At 42.3% G+C, this 17,111-nt stretch carries 10 protein-coding genes; 4 read left to right on the forward strand and 6 right to left on the reverse strand.

The genetic code is table 11. The annotated features are described in order from the left end of the window. Positions 1-14 precede the first annotated feature (14 nt). Entirely contained in the window at positions 15-6,077 is a 6,063-nt protein-coding gene (locus QUA50_RS01150) for an FkbM family methyltransferase (protein ID WP_333258599.1), read from the reverse strand. Between the two features lie 149 nt (positions 6,078-6,226). Between QUA50_RS01150 and QUA50_RS01155 the strand changes: the two genes are divergently transcribed. The 4 genes from QUA50_RS01155 to QUA50_RS01170 all read left to right on the forward strand — a co-directional run bounded on the left by QUA50_RS01155 (position 6,227) and on the right by QUA50_RS01170 (position 10,976). Continuing rightward, positions 6,227-7,078, forward strand: a complete 852-nt coding sequence (locus QUA50_RS01155; protein ID WP_333298476.1) for a class I SAM-dependent methyltransferase — start codon at positions 6,227-6,229, stop codon at positions 7,076-7,078. Positions 7,079-7,260: 182 nt separating this feature from the next. Continuing rightward, positions 7,261-8,391 carry a glycosyltransferase gene (locus QUA50_RS01160; protein ID WP_333258603.1) on the forward strand — a complete coding sequence of 377 codons (1,131 nt, stop codon included), beginning with the start codon at positions 7,261-7,263 and terminating at the stop codon, positions 8,389-8,391. Positions 8,392-8,458: 67 nt separating this feature from the next. After that, entirely contained in the window at positions 8,459-9,712 is a 1,254-nt protein-coding gene (locus QUA50_RS01165) for a glycosyltransferase (protein WP_333258605.1), read from the forward strand. A gap of 43 nt (positions 9,713-9,755) precedes the next feature. Then, positions 9,756-10,976 (forward strand): glycosyltransferase family 4 protein, encoded by a 1,221-nt coding sequence (locus QUA50_RS01170; protein WP_333258607.1) that lies wholly within the window; start codon positions 9,756-9,758, stop codon positions 10,974-10,976. 42 nt (positions 10,977-11,018) lie between these two features. Here QUA50_RS01170 and QUA50_RS01175 read toward each other — a convergent pair whose 3' ends face one another. The 5 genes from QUA50_RS01175 to QUA50_RS01195 form a co-directional block, all read right to left on the reverse strand. Continuing rightward, on the reverse strand, positions 11,019-12,017 hold the full coding sequence (locus QUA50_RS01175) for a DUF1698 domain-containing protein (protein WP_333258609.1): 999 nt from the start codon (positions 12,015-12,017) through the stop codon (positions 11,019-11,021). 95 nt (positions 12,018-12,112) lie between these two features. Beyond that, a complete protein-coding gene (locus tag QUA50_RS01180; protein ID WP_333298474.1) occupies positions 12,113-14,803 on the reverse strand; it encodes a tetratricopeptide repeat protein in 2,691 nt (896 codons plus the stop codon). Positions 14,804-15,474: 671 nt separating this feature from the next. Next, a complete protein-coding gene (locus tag QUA50_RS01185; RefSeq protein ID WP_333258613.1) occupies positions 15,475-16,080 on the reverse strand; it encodes a 50S ribosomal protein L25/general stress protein Ctc in 606 nt (201 codons plus the stop codon). A gap of 192 nt (positions 16,081-16,272) precedes the next feature. Next, entirely contained in the window at positions 16,273-16,641 is a 369-nt protein-coding gene (locus QUA50_RS01190) for a hypothetical protein (protein ID WP_333144866.1), read from the reverse strand. Between the two features lie 17 nt (positions 16,642-16,658). Then, a complete protein-coding gene (locus QUA50_RS01195) occupies positions 16,659-17,096 on the reverse strand; it encodes a hypothetical protein (RefSeq protein ID WP_333258615.1) in 438 nt (145 codons plus the stop codon). Positions 17,097-17,111 lie beyond the last annotated feature (15 nt).

Here is a 17,111-nt window from a genome sequence, read left to right on the forward strand (position 1 = left end):
TATTGTGATTGTTATTATCTGTCCCTCTTCAAATTTTCTATTATTTTAATAACTTCACTGTAAATTGCTTTCCAATCGCAATCATAATCGAAGTTTGGGTAATCTACAACAAATTCTTTTGGAATTAATACTTGCGGTACGATGTTTTCTCTTACTTGTGATGTCGTTACTTGAGACCCATGTCTATCTAATACAACTGTGTGTCCGTGTACCACACCTGGTTTGTTAGCTATCCAGGACGTATACATAATTCCTGCTCCGATTGTGATGATACTTAAATCTATCGCTTGATTCCAAACAACGGTTTCGTAAGTTGTAGAACCGATCGCACTGTATGTATTGATAGTAGAAGGGATAAGAGTAAGTATTTCTGCCATTATGGCTTTTTCGATTTCAATCATAGACCAACTCGGACTGTCCGAATCTTCCGTTCCCATAAGAGACCAGCCATCACACAAAACTCCCAAAGTAGGAAAATCAAAATACAAGCTTTTGATGATATTTGCTATTCCTTCTGCTTGACCTCGCCAGATCCTACTACCGGCACGAATTTGGAAGCTTAGAAGTGGAAAATGTGTCTTAGCTTGTTTCACTTGTGTCAAAAAATCTTGAGAACATCTTTTGAGGGAAGCATCGGATACTCTCTTTGCTAATCGATCGTCGATCGATATACCATTTGCCCTGAAAGCAACATAATTATTATCCAATACCGTTTTAAAAACATCCCGAACATCTGCAACTTCAACGAACTTGTCAGCAGGAATTTCGGGGAAAACTTCCCGACAACTGAAATAGTCCCCAGGCCCGGTCAATATTTTATCAAGTTTATGATGGATTTCATTCTCTATGAGAACGTGAAAACCTGCTAAGTCTTGCCACAAATAATGTCCTATATTGAAGCCTAAACCGATAACATCGACTACTTTTTTAGCTTCAGTTGATATATATTGTAGAACTTCCTGCCAATAACTTACCATGTAACTTTTAAGTTTATTGATACTTTCTACAGGCTGGGAAAATTGACTGAGGCTGCGATCGAAGTTAATAATTAAATCAAACTTGGGTAAATAAATAAAATACTTTCCACCATGTTGACCTCCAGCAATTAAGTAATACAATTCCTCTCCCACAAAGCGATAAATAAAGCCTTGCAGATCGTGTCCCCTCTGTTTGCCATTTTCTGTGAGATTAATGACAAATGATTGGTTTGACCTCAAAACTTTACCACTGAAGGGGCAAACAAAATAAACATAACCTGTTTCTACTAAACTTTGCTGATAAGACCAAGGTTGTATGAGGTTTTGACCGCACAAATCTGTTGGAGCATCGCTAAAACTCTCGATCAATGTTTGCTCCAAGGCAAAACTATCTTGTTTGTTGAATTCTATGCACTCTAAGGACAGTCCTATATTTTCTAGGTATTCCCTATCTGCATCGCTCAAGACATCTAGGTCTATTACTTTGTAGTGACAAGTTTTTCTCCAGTAGTCAGCCACAGCTTCAGGATCTATTCGATCTTGGAAATCAGGATTGTTCTCGTTAATAGATTCTAATTGATTTAATTCCTTCCAGATAGCTTCGTAAATTTTAGCCTGTTTTTTGAGCGACTGTATATATTTAAGAAAAGCCACTGATTCCTTTATCAATCCTTTTTCCAATAATAAAATACTCATGTTTTGAAAGTATTTAATGCAGCCTGGAGTACAACTAAAAACTTGTTTGAAACAATCAATCACTTGAGATAAGCAACCTTTTTCTATCAGGATTATTCCTAATTCTGAGTAAGCAGAAGACTGGTCAGTATTTATTTCTAAAGCTTTTTGATAACAGGTTAGAGCTTGCTCTAGTTGGTTTTGTTGTGCTATAAACATTCCAAAATTGAAATACCCGCTCGCACTTGGTGGAATCTCTGATGCTTTTTGCAAAATCCAGGCTAGCTTTTCTAAATAACCTTCGGGACTTAATTCTAACGCTTTCTGCCATGCAGCCAGCAATCTAAACTGTTGTCGTTTTTTATGAAATGCTTTTCCTAGCTCAAAATAGTAGTCTGCTGCTGCTCGATCTTCGCTAGGTTGATAGATTAAGGTAAGTTCGATGAATTTTACTGCAAAGGGTACGCCATTAGCCCAAAACCGAATTTCTAGATCCTCTACTTCTAAGAAATCTATGAAAAACTCGAAGTGTTTTTGACCGCCCTTAACTTCTGCTTCGTACACAACATAAGCATGATCTATAGCCACATCAAACTTGAACCAGAGAGCTTGATTGTTTTCAACTGAATTTAAACTTGATTGGGAATACTCACGATCCAATTCAATTTTAACTCGATACAACCCGTCCGGCACACTAATGTATGGACCATAAGAAACCTGCCCCTGATTCCCTGCATTACTGACTAGCTGCTTACCTTGAGGCCCATCTATTAGTTGACCGGAAATCATAGTTAACTGATCGGGAGTAATGCAAAAACAACTAATCCCTTTTAAGCTACTAAAAAAAAAATTATGGGGAGACTCCTCTCCAAATTCAGATAACCGCCGCCATTCATTCAAGTTAAAGTTGCTTTGGCTTTGTGTTTCCAATAACTGATTTGGCAGACATAAGAGATCGGGAATTTTTTTATTAACATCTCCATCGTGCAACTCTAAAGTTATTGGATGATAACAAGAATAGCCGAGCGCGTGAATACTCTGGAATAAATCCTCACTTTGTTCTCGATCGAAATTTATAAACCATTCTACAAACAAAGCTGGTTTAGCGATATCAGTAATCGGCTTGAGAGTTTTAATAACTTCCTTGTCATAACCTTCACAATCGATTTTAATAAAACTCAGTCTCTTTAGTATGCTGTCATACTCTTGACCAAACCTAGCCTGTAAGAACTCCGCTAAATTAACCCCCTTAACTGGAATCACCTTAACATTAGGATTGATGGCCTTCCACTCCTCTAAGTCATAATAGCCACCATTACAACACTCTGAATCACTATAGGTAAATTCGTATGTACCCTCTTGTTCCATAATGGCTCGATCGAAAGTTTCTATATTTAAGGAATGTCTGTTAAGGTACTGGTTGAATTTAAGGATTTCATAAACGTAAGGATTTGGTTCAAAAGCCAGAACCATCCCAGTGGAACCAGTAAGCAGAGCCATTGGTAATGTAGTATCCCCAGAGTGAGCGCCAATGTCTATGGCAATCGTTCCTGGTAGGATATATTGACCCCATCTTTCTGTTTTGAGTTGATATAAAGCAGATGCTGCCCAATTTTGACTTATTTCTAAGGGGTGATTCCACTCACCATAAATAAATTGACCGTAGTTAGTGTCAGCATCTTTAACTTCGACTTTTTCGACTTTTCTGATTGGTGGTTTTGGTTGATAAGCTTCAATATCTTTATGTAAATCTGTTTGAAAAATTAAATCCATTTCTATAAAATTTACGGCAAAGAAGACACCTGTAGCCCAGAAACGAATTTCTAAATTTTGAACCTTAACATCTATAAAAAATTCATGTTCGGTTTGATGACGATTGTAAATCTTCTCTTCGTAGATTACCATAGCTTTATTCACTGCCACATCAAACTTAAACCAAACGTTTTCAGAATTGCTACCTTTTTGGTTCTCGCCATCGTCTGAGTTTTCCAGGTATAACTTAACTCGATACAAACCCGGCGGCAAGGTGATATAAGGCCCATAGCAAATTTGCCCGTAATTCCATGTCGGGCTAACTAGCTGTTGACCAGTATGTGTTTGAACAAGCTGTCCCGAAATTAAAGTATAATCTTCTGGGTTAATTATGAATTTTTCCAGCGCCTCTAAGTTGCTTAAAAAACATTTCTTGCTGGTGACTTCTGGAGCAAGCTCTACTAGCTGTCGCCATTGTGCGATCGGCTCTTCCAGATTACCCCTTTCTGCCAAACTCTCACAAAGTTTTAGCAGATTTTGAATTACTTTTTCTAGTTGCTCTTTTACTTTTATGGTTTCATTCTTCAGGATGTTGACTTGAGGATCGACTTGCTTTAAATTTTCCCCTATTTTAGCCATCAGTGCTGTCTGTCTGGGCTGAAGAAAATGCCGATACTTGAGAATGTTGTTTATTAAAAATTCAGGTACATCTTTCCCTTCTATGTCTCTTACATCGAAATAAAACTCACCTGATGATTCCATCTCCCCCGTAGGTCTACAAATATCATACTTCAATTTTTCTAATCCCCTTGCATTAGAATCATCTACTTCCGCATGAGCAAAACTTTGTAGTTTGTACCTGTTTGATATGGGAGTTCCGAACCAGGTAAATGACCAACCACCTTTAGCTATGTATGGGTGTGCAAAATTCTGAGATTCATTAATGTACCCAGCTTTGCTGTCGGTAGCCCAATTGCCTGTATCTGCACGCCTCACTTGGGTAGCAGTTCTTTGCTTTAAATTTTTATATTTACAAGCGACTGTTCCACACCACCACTCGCTTTGTAAATTATCTAAGTTGTGGGCATATAAATCATGGGTAAAAATTACAAAATCGTTATATGAGAGCAATTGTATTGCCTCATTAATTTTATCTTTTCTGGGTAGCTCGTCAGCATCACTCACTAAAATAATATCTTCGTCTTGACATTCAAGTTCTATCAAAGCCAAGCCAATGCAGTCCCTCTGGTAATTTTCAAGAGGCCATCGATCGTTGTTTTGGACTTCTGGCATATCATCCACAATGTAGTGGATAATTTTATCTTGATACTCAGCAAACTCATGGATAAACTCTTTATAGTATAAAGGTTTTGGTTGTCCGCTATGAGTTTTCGTCGCTTCAACCAAAACAAATTTATCTACTACATCCTTTAATTCCTCTATTCTAATTTTAAGAATGTCTATTTCGTTAAAAAAAGGAAAACAGTCGTATATACGGGGTTTCCTTACCACAGGTTGCGGAGCGAGTTGAAGGTTGTCTCTATTTTGTGAGGCTGTGACCCTTTCTTTTTTAAGGGTTAATGCCTTCTGGAAAGAATATATAGCTCGGACAATATTAGTTTTTTTAAGATTGTTTCCTACTTTTAAATAATAGTTAACCGCCTTGGCATCTTCACCAGGCTGATAAACCAAAGTAAATTCTATGAAATTCACAGCAAATAATTGACCGAGCGCCCAAAAGCGAAGTTCTAAATCTTTAACATTTACGAGGTCTATAAAAAACTCTTGTTTCTGCTGGTTGGTATAAATATTTTCCTGATACACCACCAAGCTTTTATCCATCGCTACATCAAGTTTGAATCCAATAATTTCAGAGTTTTCTCGTTTTTGTTCTGAAGTTATATCGGGGAATTCACAGTCAATTATAACTCGATACAAGCCATCGGGTAGAGTAATATAAGGACCATAAGACACTTGCCCCTGGTTTCCTTCTCTACTGACTAACTGCCAGCTAGCGCCTGTTTGAACAAGCTGTGCTGAAATTAATGTTAACTGTTCGGGATTAATTCGGAAAGTTTTGCTCTGTTCTAAGTTATCGCTGTTATGAGGTTGAAGCTCTAGGGGCTTGGGAGAAGTTGCCACGTCATCGGGATTTAACTCTAGGGCCTGGGGATAAGAAGCGATCGCCCCATCCAAATCCAAATCAGTTCGCTGTTGCAGCAATTCCCCCAGTTTGTATTGAATCCAATCCACATTTGGTTCAAGCGATCGGGCGCGCCGATAAGCCGTGATCGCCTCATCTAGCTGACCCAGTTTTGCTAAACTATGCCCTAACCCACAGTAAGTCCCGAAATGTTCGGCATTGAGTTCAATGGCCCTGCGGAAAGCAACAACCGCTTCCTCCCACTGTTCCTGTCGATCTAAAGCATCCCCTAAGTGATGATAAGACCAAGAGAAATCTGGGTTGAGTTCTATGGCGCGACGGTAAGAGGCGATCGCCTCCTCATATTGACCGAGTTTTGTCAGAGCTTCCCCTAAATTGTGGTGAGACCAAGAGTGGTCAGGATTTTGCTCAATGGCACGGTGGTAGGCGGCGATCGCCTCCTCCAGATTCCCTGACTTTAGAAGTTGATCGCCTTTCTCTAATTCAGTTACAGCCGACTCTGCGCTCATAAATCGATTACTTTTTTTGTTAGTTTATCAAGAAGAGAGTTTAAACTCAACAGCGTTCCACCCGGCAACACTCGCTCCATTGTACAATGAGTAGCTGTACCAGCACGTCGCAGGGCGCTAAATACTAAACTGTGATTCCCATATCTAATTTGAAGTCCTATAATGCTGGTCGCAAGCGCCTGCCAACAGTCATCAACGATGAGCCAAGCCTCACAAATCCAGTCTCGCAACTGGCCACCGAGGCCCAGTGTCGATCGGATGCGTTCTACTATTGGTGTGAGGAAACTCGTCTGCCGCACGAGCCAATATTTCATCGAAAACTGTGGGAGTACGCCTATATCCTTCAGTGTCTTTCCGAGACGGGGATGATGTCACCAGGCAGGCGCGGGCTAGGCTTTGGTGTCGGCCAGGAACCATTAGTCGCTGTAATGGCAGCGCGAGGCTGCTTCGTAGTGGCCACAGACTTAGATTCAGAGGAGGCCACGAAGCAGGGATGGGCAGGTACCGGTCAATATGCAGCCACGCTAGAGGCACTTAACGATCGCGGCATCTGCCCCCCCGAACGCTTCGCATCCAAGGTGAGTTACCGCGTTGCAGATATGAACAAGATAGATGCTGATTTGGTCAGCTTCGATTTTGTCTATTCGTCTTGCGCTTTCGAGCACCTCGGCTCGATCGAACTGGGGCTGCAATTTGTCAAAAACAGCCTTAAGTGCCTGCGTCCAGGGGGAATAGCAGTACATACCACCGAATTCAACGTTTTTTCTAATGACGCGACGATCGACCACCAACAGACTGTACTGTTTCGACGGCAGGACATCGACAGACTCGCTGCAGAGTTGACAAGCCAAGGACACGAAATAGTCCTGAACTACAACACTGGAAGCGGGCCATTCGATCGTCACATAGACGTACCGCCCTGGTCGGGGATACACTTAAAGCTTCAGTTGGAACAATATGTCACAACATCCTTGGGGCTGCTCATTCAAAAGGCTTCATAGATTAAATCGTTTTTCAATCATATTCAGACATTTCTACTCAGCCAAAACCAAGACGAATGTTAAATCATCAACTAAATAATTCTTTGGGTGTAAATTTAGCGGGTCATATAACCGGAGATTTTGGGCTAGCGGAAGCCGCTAGAGGAAATCTCCGAGCCCTAGAAGCAGCCAGAATTCCCTTTGTGGTTAAGGATCTGAAAATAGATTGGCTACCCAACTCCGATACCAGCTACAAAAAATTTTCCGACGACAATCCATATCCAATCAATATAGTCCAAACCAACCCCAATTGGGTTGAGCAGATTTTAGCCGGGTACTTTCCCGGCATTGGTTCTGAATATTTCCAAGGCAAATACAATATAGGTGTCTGGCTATGGGAACTGCCCGTATTTCCCTCTGAATGGCAGTGGGCCTTTGATTTATTTGATGAAATATGGACTACCAGTAACTTTTGTGCAGAAGCATTTGCGACTGTCTCTCAGGTTCCTGTACTCAAAATTCCTGTTAGCCTTGCCTTCCCGCAACCATTATTAACAAGAGAGAACCTCAACTTACCCAAAGATAAATTTATTTTTCTATTCATGTTTGACTTTGGCAGTTCCTTTGAACGGAAAAATCCCTTTGCCACCGTTGAGGCATTTAAACGAGCTTTTGGTAAATCTAATCCAGATGTTTTACTCGTTCTCAAGTTTGCCAATGCTCATCTTTTTCCGGAACGGCGACAGGAACTAATGGATTTGGCTGAGGGTTGGTCATCTCTTCAGTTTATAGACGGACATTTGCAAAAAGAAGAGATTCATGCTTTGGTTAATAGTTGTGACTGTTATGTGTCTTTGCATAGGGCTGAGGGCTTCGGTTTAACAATGTCTGAAGCTATGTACTACGGCAAACCAGTAATCGCCACAGCGTATTCATCTAATATGGAATTTATGAATGTTGGCAATAGTTTTCCGGTTAAATACGAGCTAGTGACAACAACGGAAGATTATGGAGCTTACCCCAAAGGCAGTGTCTGGGCGGAACCAGATATCGATCATGCTGCGTCTCTCATGAAGTCTGTATTTGAGAATTATCAGGAAGCTCAGAAAACAGGAAAAAAAGCAGCCAAGGAAATCAGGTTTTTATTAAATCCTCAATCTGTAGGTATAAAAATAAAAAATCGCCTTGAATTTATCAGGGGACATCTAAATCATACCCAGTTGTCAAATCGGTTCCATGAACTTCAGACAGAAAGAGATCTATTGGCTCGTCAAGCCCTAGCTTGGAGGCAGACTGCATTACAGGTACAGAAAGAGTTAGCAAAATACTCTTAATTTCAACGATAATAGCCCTGAATTCTCAAGCATTTATTCTAGATATTTCTTAAGTAAAAAACGAACAATGTTAAATCAAACAATAGATTCTAATTTTGGCATCAATTTTATCGGACACCTGAGCGGTGAATATGGTCTGGGAGAAGGTTCGAGGGCCACTCTCAGAGCGATCGAAGCTGCTGGTGTGCCCTTTGCACTCAAGGATATTAAGGTAGATTGGCATCGAAATTTAGATAACAGCTACACAAGTTTTTCCGAGCAAAATCCCTATCCCATTAACCTAATTCACACTCTGCCAGAACCCGTTGTTTTCAACATGGTCGATCGCGAATGCTTCAAAGGTCGATACAATATTGGCTTCTGGGCTTGGGAACTGCCGATATTTCCTCCAGGGTGGCTGTACGCTTTTTCTTTATTTGACGAGATATGGACTTATAGCAATTACTGCGCTGAAGCTATCGCGCCCGTATCCCCCGTCCCTGTGATTAAGATGATGTCCAGCCTTGAATTTCCCGAACCGTCATTTGATAGAGAAGCATTAGGATTACCCCAAGACAAATTTATTTTTTTGTTCATGTTTGACTTTCACAGTACCATAGGTCGCAAAAATCCTTTTGCTACTTTGGAGGCATTTAAGCGAGCTTTTGCTCAATCGAATAAAGATGTCTTACTGGTACTCAAGTTTTCTAATGGCAACTTTTTTCCCAAAGAGCGAGACCAACTCAAAGCGCAAGCAGCAGGCTGGCCAGTTCATTTTATAGATGGACACTTAAAGAGAGAAGAACTTCATGCTTTAGTTGCTAATTGTGACTGCTATGTTTCCCTGCACCGAGCAGAAGGATTTGGTCTAACAATGGCAGAAGCGATGTATTATGGTAAGCCTGTAATTGCGACTGGCTACTCATCGAATATGGAATTTATGAATGTCGGCAATAGTTTTCCAGTAAAATATGACATAGTGACACTGACCGAAGATTATGGGCCTTACTTTAAAGGAAATTACTGGGCAGATCCCCATATCGATCATGCAGCATCATTAATGCAGTATGTTTTTGAGAATCCCCAGGAAGCACAACAAGTAGGAGCAAGAGCAGCTCAAGAAATTAAGTCTTTACTGAGTCCTCAACTTCTAGGAATGAAAATCAAAAATCGATTGGAAATCATTAGAAACAGGATGAACCAATCTACAAACTGGTCAACTCGCATCCATCAGATGCAGCAAGAGACGGCTTTGGCCCAGTCCCAAACCCAAGTTTGGCGGCAGACAACACAGAAAGTTCAATCTGAACTAGCACAACACCAAAGGCTTGCTAAGACTTAAAAAGTTTAATTTACTGTAGATATTTGTTATTAGGAGTTCAATCATGTTCAATAACACAAATTTAAAGTTTGGAGTTAATATTATCGGTCATGTGAGTGGCGAGTTTGGTTTGGGCGGGGGTGTGCGAGGGACTATCAGAGCGATAGAAGCAGCTAACATTCCTTTTACAATCAAGGATATGAAAGAAGATTCGCAACGCAACTTAGATTCTACATACACCAATTTTTCCAGCGATCATTCTTATCCCATTAATATCGTCCATACCAACCCGCACGAGTCATTGTTGAATTGTATCGAGCCTGAATATTTTAAGGATCGCTATAATATTGGTTTTTGGATTTGGGAACTTCCGGTATTTCCAGATTTTTTCATGGGAGCTTTTAATCGATTTGATGAGGTGTGGACTTACAGTAATTACACTGCTGAAACTATTTCCGATGTCTCGCCTCTTCCCGTGGTCAAATTACCGCCTAGCATTTATTTACCGCCCAACGAATTGGGCAGAGAAGCTTTAGGATTACCCCAAGACAAATTTATTTTTCTGTTCATGTTCGACATGGGTAGCGGTTTTGAGCGAAAAAATCCTTTTGCTACCATTGAGGCGTTTAAAAAAGCTTTTGGGAAGTCTAATGAAGATGTTTTACTGATTATTAAGTTTCGACCTCATCCTTATTATCAAAATCAGTACGCTCAACTAAAAGCCATGACAGAAGACTGGCCATCTATTCAACTTATCGAAGGGCATTTGAGCAAGGAAGAGGTTCATGGATTAGTAGATAATTGTAACTGCTATGTATCGCTACATCGGGCTGAGGGTTTTGGTTTGACTATGGCAGAGGCAATGTATTACGGCAAGCCAGTCATAGCTACCGCTTATTCATCCAATACCGATTTTATGAATGTCGGCAATAGTTTTTTGGTGAAATACGATTTAGTGGCAACGACTGAAGCTTATGGACTTTATCCAAAAGGTAGTATCTGGGCTGAGCCGGATATCGATCGTACAGCTTCCCTCATGCAGTATGTTTTTGAAAATTATCCGCAAGCACAGCAAGTAGGAGCGAGAGCAGCTAAGGAGATTAGGTCTTTATTCAATCCAGAGGTTATTGGTCAAAAAATTAGACATCGCCTGGAATATATTATGAGGACAATAGAAGAGAAAAAGTTGTTTGAATCGCAAGCTCAAGCTTGGAAGCAAGCAGCGCTGCTTGCTCAACAAGAATTAGATCGAGCAAAATTTCCAGTGCCACACCCTCGCACTTAGGAAGGAAACATGGTTTTTAAGAGTTTCTTTCCTAAAGCGAAATTATCTCCAAGCATGAAAAGTTGCTCGCCCCGTTTGCGGAATAGGGAAATCTACTAAGCTCACTAATTCGACTTTGCTAAATCCGGCAACTTTCAGCATGGCTATCACGGCTGCTGGATTTGCCCCACACCAATTAGTTGGATCGTTAGCAAATTCTGTACCGGGATAAAACACCATAGCCGGTCTGTCTTCGGAAAAGAGTTCAACCGTTGTTTCCAATATCAGTTGATTTCCAGTGACGCTAAAAACTTTCTCTAAAGAGAGTAGGGGGTGACGCATATGGTAAAGTACGCCCAGGCACAGAACTAAGTCAAAAGTCCCAATTTTATCTGGAGAAAGATCGAGTATATCTATTTCCAGAGCTTGTACTTTTGAATTGAGAGCTCTCCGTGCTAGATCGAATCCCGATTTCCCATCCCAGCTATGCCACGCATAGGAATCGGTTGCGAGAACGCGACTAGCACCCCGACGCTCTGCTTCAAATGAGAAAAAACCATTCCAAGTACCTATGTCAAGCACAGTCATTCCATCTAGCTTTTCAGGCATTTTTATCCTAAGTAGTTTCTCCGCGCTATCATCTTGTCCAGGTGTTATTATTCCGTTCCCCATATCTATCTGATGAAACCAATGTTTACTTGCTACTTGTTCTTTCAATTCATCTATACTCAGGGGAACTACTGGAAAATCATCTACAGGGGGAAGAAATTCTTTCACCATTTCCCTATTGGGCATTGTGAAGTTTGTCATTAATTTGCTGCCCCTCTCTTCCTCTGGAAGACGCTGCTGAAATTCCTGGGCCTCAAGCATCTTTTTTATAACACTGGCTCGGCTCAAACCTAACTTTAGTTCATTTAACCAACCTTCTAATCCATCAGGATCAGCTTCGCGCTCAAAGATTACCCAATAGGCCATCCATAGATAACTTTTGTCGTTTTTCGCATGAGTGGATAAAGTCTTTTGGATGGATTCTTCCAAGCGTTTAGTTGCTTCAGGGTTCATGGTAGTTCCTCTAATCTCGTTCATATTATTTTAAGGCAAGTAGGCTCTATGAGCCTGTATTAAATTACCAAATACAGGATCACTTGCACGGAAAATTAGAAAATCTTGGGTTCTAACTCTAAGGCGTGACGGTAACAAGAACTCGCTTCATCAATTTGCCCTTTCTTAGTCAAAACTTCACCCAAATTATAGTGGAACCAAGAGAAATCAGGCTTAAGTTCTATGGCGCGGCGGTAACAAGCGATCGCTCCTTCCACATCTCCTTGATGGCGCAACATATCCCCTAAATTGTTGTGGATATACGGATCGTCAGGTTTTAACTCGATCGCGCGACGGTAACAGTTCATCGCTTCCTCCCGCTGACCTTTTGCACTCAAAGCATCGCCTAACAATTGGTAAGGTTTATACTCATTTGGTTTAACCTCAATAGCGTGGCGGTAACAAGCGATCGCCCGATCCGTATCATTCTTTTGCGCCAAGAGCATCCCCAACTGCAAGTGCGCCTCACCGCATTCGGGATTTACTTGTAAAGCCATCTGATAAAAGACGATCGCCCCATCCGACCAATTCTTCCGCACCAAAGCATCAGCCAACCCAACATAAAGCTCAGCATCATTCGGCGCAATCTCCAAAGCCTTGTGATACAGTTGCACATCATCCGGGTTATGATCGATCGCCTTTCGATACAAACCCATCGCATCCCGCAAATCCCACTGCGATCGCATCCTCAAAGCATCAGCCAACTTTTGCGAAAGCCACGGCAAATCCGCCTGAATTTCCGCAGCGCGGCGGTAAGCGGCGATCGACTCATCCCACCGTTCCAGGTTCTCAAAAGCCGTTCCCATGTTGTAATAAGTCCACGGAAAATCAGGATTTAACTCTGCGGCGCGTCGGTAAACATCGATCGCTTCCTCCCACCTTTCCATTTCTAGCAGCGCATCGCCCAATTTGCTCTGCGACCAGAAGAAATTCCGATTAACTTCGTTAGCACGCCGGTACGCAACAACCGCCTCATCCCAGCGTTCCAAATTCACCAGCGCTTCTGCTAAATTGTTGTGCGCCCAAAAATGGTCGGGATTGAGTTCGATCGACCTTTGGTAAGCCGAAATTGCCTCATCCCACCTGCCCAGCTTAATCAGCGCGTCTGCTAAATAGTTGTGCGACCAACTAAAATCAGGATTTAATTCTGTTGCTTTGCGGTAAGCATTCACGGCTTCTTCCCACCGTTCCAGCTTCAGCAACACATCTGCTAAATTGTTGTGAGACCAGCTAAAATCAGGATTTAATTCGATCGCTTTTCGGTAGGCATTTACAGCTTCTTCCCAGCGTTCCAACTTCACCAGCGACTCAGCTAAATTGTTGTGCGACCAAGAAAGAGCGGGATTGTTTCTAATCGCATTAGTGTAAGCTTCTACCGCCGCTTCCCACTGTTCTTGATTTCTGAGAAGTTCGCCCAATTCGTGATAAGCGGAGCCCGCATTTGGGTTCAACTCAACCGCGCGCCGGTAACACTCAATTCCCTTATCTACCTTACCTTGCTCGATCAAAGTTTTGGCTAAATTTTCGTGTTCCTCGGCGGTGCCGGATTTGGGGTCGATCGCAAATGCTCGATACCAAGCCTCAGCCGCCGCCTCCGGCTTGCCTAACTGCGTCAACAGTTTCGCAAAATTGCGGAAAGCACCGGCAAAATCCGGTTTCAGCGCGATCGCCTTTTCGTAAGCAGAAACCGCTTGCTGCCACTGTTCTTGCTGCGCGCTAATGCTGCCGTAATTAGCATAAGCTTCTGCAAAATTTGGGTTAATTTCTATTGCTTTGACATAGCAACTTTTAGCTTCATCAATTTTTCCGCCAGCTTGCAGGGCGTTGCCCAGCATTTTGTAAAGCGGCGCTTCCGGCTTAATTTGCAGCGCTTTCTTGCAAGCTGCGATCGCCTGTTCCAATTTGCCCTGAGCAAAATAGCCTTCTGCCAGTATTTTGTATGCTTCTGGATCTTCTATATTAATTGTAGAATTAACTGCCTGCTGCACTGGCGGCTTAACTGGGGGCTGGACTGGGGGCTTAACTGCGGTTACAGAAGGCTGTTGCTTAACTGCACCGTTTGTTCCATTTGCACCCGCCAAAGTTTCCTTTCCCTCGCTGCCGTTTCTGGCATTAGCTGCGTTCAGTTCAATAGCTTTGCGATAATATGCTGTCGCTTCCTCTAACTTGCCTTGTTTTTTGAGCGCTTCGCCCAAATTTTGGTAAGCCGTCGCCACATTAGGATTTAATTTTATGGCGCGATCGTAACAGGCGATCGCTTCGGCGAATTTTTCCTGCCGGAAAAAAGCGTCCCCCATATTCAAGTGTTCCCCCGGCGCTACTTTTTCCGGTTCCAAACTAAATGCTTGATACCAGCACTGCTGGGCTTCTTCCGGTTTGTTAATTTGTCCGAATACTTTTGCTAAATTCCGGTAAACTCCCGCGAAATTCGGCTTAATCGCGAGCGCCTTTTGATAAAATCCGATCGCCTCCTGCCATTTTTGCTGCTGCGCGCCCAGGCTGCCCAAATTCGCATATACTTCCGCAAAATTCGGTTCTATTTCAATCGCTTTAGCGTACCAGTGCCGCGCCTCTTCCATCCTGCCTTGAGCTTGCAGCGCGTTGCCCAAAGTCTTGTAAGCGGGTGCAAAATTGGGGTGAATCTTCAAAGCTTGTTCGCAGGAGGCGATGGCTTCTTCTATTTTTCCTTGGGATAAGTATGTTTCTCCCTGTTGGTTAAATTGAACCGCTGTTGATTCTGTATTCACTGTTGATGGCATATGGGCGGCGGCTCCAGAGGCAGGAATTAAATAGGGTAGTCTAAACGTTTCACAATTATACTCGCGTTTGACACTAAGAGTAGCGGGCTTGTTCCCCTCATTCTTAATTTTTTTGACTCTCGGTGCTGGCGAGGAACCGGGATTATCGGCTGATTTTTTGATTTTACGGCTAAATATGTAAGAATCAGTACGGTTTATGGCGGATTTGCACGCCTGTCCCGATTTTTGTAGCTAAAGAGTCGATCGCCCGTTTTGTAAAGAAAAGTAAACACTGCCGGTTCTTGCTTGTAACTCACATCTTGCACCATTCTCAAGAACGGGCCGGAAAGCCTGTTCCTAAACAAGTAATTGAGAATAGTGCAACATCTCAGTTGTAAGATGCTTTCTTGTGGACTGAGCAAGGGAGATTGCACCCTTTTCTATAGGCTTTTTACGGGCGGGCTAGAAGCCCAACCCCTACTCCCCACAACACAACAAATTCACTTTTTGTGGAACAGGCCGAAAAGCCTGTTCATAAAATGCTAATTGACAATGGTGCAAGATGTGCGAGCAAACCCAAACGAGAATAGCCTTTTTAGCAAAAAACGATCGCCCTTTTGCGAGAAAGCGATCGCCTTTTTTTTTTCAACAATTAGTTAACAACTATTAGCAATTACTAATTAAGCTGCTGCGTCTGCGTCTGCGTCTGCTTCTTCGGCTTCAGCACCTGCTTGAATTCCCAGCACGCTAACAACCACCTGATCTGGTTCGCCGAGAGCTACCACTCCTTCAGGCAAAACTAATTCGTGAATGTGCAGCGCATCCCCAACCTTTAAATTAGAAATATCTACTTCAATTCCTTCAGGAATGCTGTCTGGTTTGCACTTAACTGCGAGTTGCGTCAGTACGGTATCCAGGATGCCGCCTTCTAGCTTGACGCCGACAGCTTCGCCGACAAAATTCAGCGACAATTCAACTTCCAGGCTGTCTTGAGTCGCCACGGAGAAAAAGCTCAGGTGGTAAGGATAGCCCTTCCAAGGATGAACTTGAACTTCCCGGAGCAATGTTTTTCCGCTCCAAGAGAGGTCGGGAATGCTGAGGTCAATTAGGGCATTGTTGACTACGTGCTTTTTGAGCAGGTGTTCAACTGTTTTGGCTTTGATGGTAAGGGAAATGGATTCAGAGCCTTTGTGCCCGTAGAGGACGGCGGGAATCAATCCAGAGCGGCGGAGGGCGTTAGGTTTGCTGCCTTCTGCCCGCTTTTGACATTCTACTGCGAGTTCCATTTTATGACTTTCTGCTGATTGTTTTCACATTTTACCAGAATTGTGATATTGCGATCGAACATTAATCAGACTCAGGTCAACGGTCACACTTTAACTAGCTTGTAGGGTGCGTCAGTATTGAGTTTATGACAAAAAATTTAGGTCCGATCAACTGACGCACCCTACGAATTGAACCAGTTGCGTATGTTCCGATTAAATTCGCTGAAGGTATTGATAATTTTCATTTTCCACACACTTGAGCAATTCCAGCATTTTTCTGAGACGGTACGTTCCTGATTGATACTCTTCTTTTGAAGGGTAATCACCAAGCTTAGTAAGAACTGCATCGCTTTCACTGATGATTGCTTCGCTGAAAATTTTCTTGAACTGCTGGCGAATATCTTGATTTAATTCAACTAGAGGCAGAATTACATTTTCTTCATCTAGGTAAATTTGGGTTTCGACTGATTCGCCACCTATTTTTGAAAATGCTGATTTTGCTAACCATTCGTAAGTAGCTGCTGTTATTCTTACACTATCGGACGGTTCACCATTTGCTGAATAAAAACTGATGTCAAACATTGGGATTACTCCTGCTACTAAACATCTAGAAACTCGTTCAAAGGAATATTTTCGGCATAAGCTATACCTGCTTTTATAAATTTTGCCTTGCCAGATCCCGAAATTCTATCGGCACTTACAACTGCAATGACAGTAGCAGTATCAATAATTTCATTAACTGCTTTTCCTGAAAGGTATGTGGTTTTGATTTCTATATGCGGTAAGTTTGTTTTTCTTTCCTCTAAGGTTGACTGTGAATCTTTGATATTTTCTCTCGTGTATTGATTATGAAGATCCCGAATTATTTCTTTTACTTGCGAGGCCTCATTGGGAGCGAGAATCAAAATGTCTCCTTTCGGATCGTTGCCAGTAGTTCTCTGGGATGGAATGCCAGCTTCAGCTAACTTTCCGATTACCCAGCCAACCAAATCTCGATGAAGGGTTAGTTGATATATCAGACGAGCTTCATCGGTCATTGGAGCCTCGTCACA

The organism is Microcoleus sp. M2_D5 (assembly GCF_036701935.1).
Lineage (GTDB): Bacteria > Cyanobacteriota > Cyanobacteriia > Cyanobacteriales > Microcoleaceae > Microcoleus.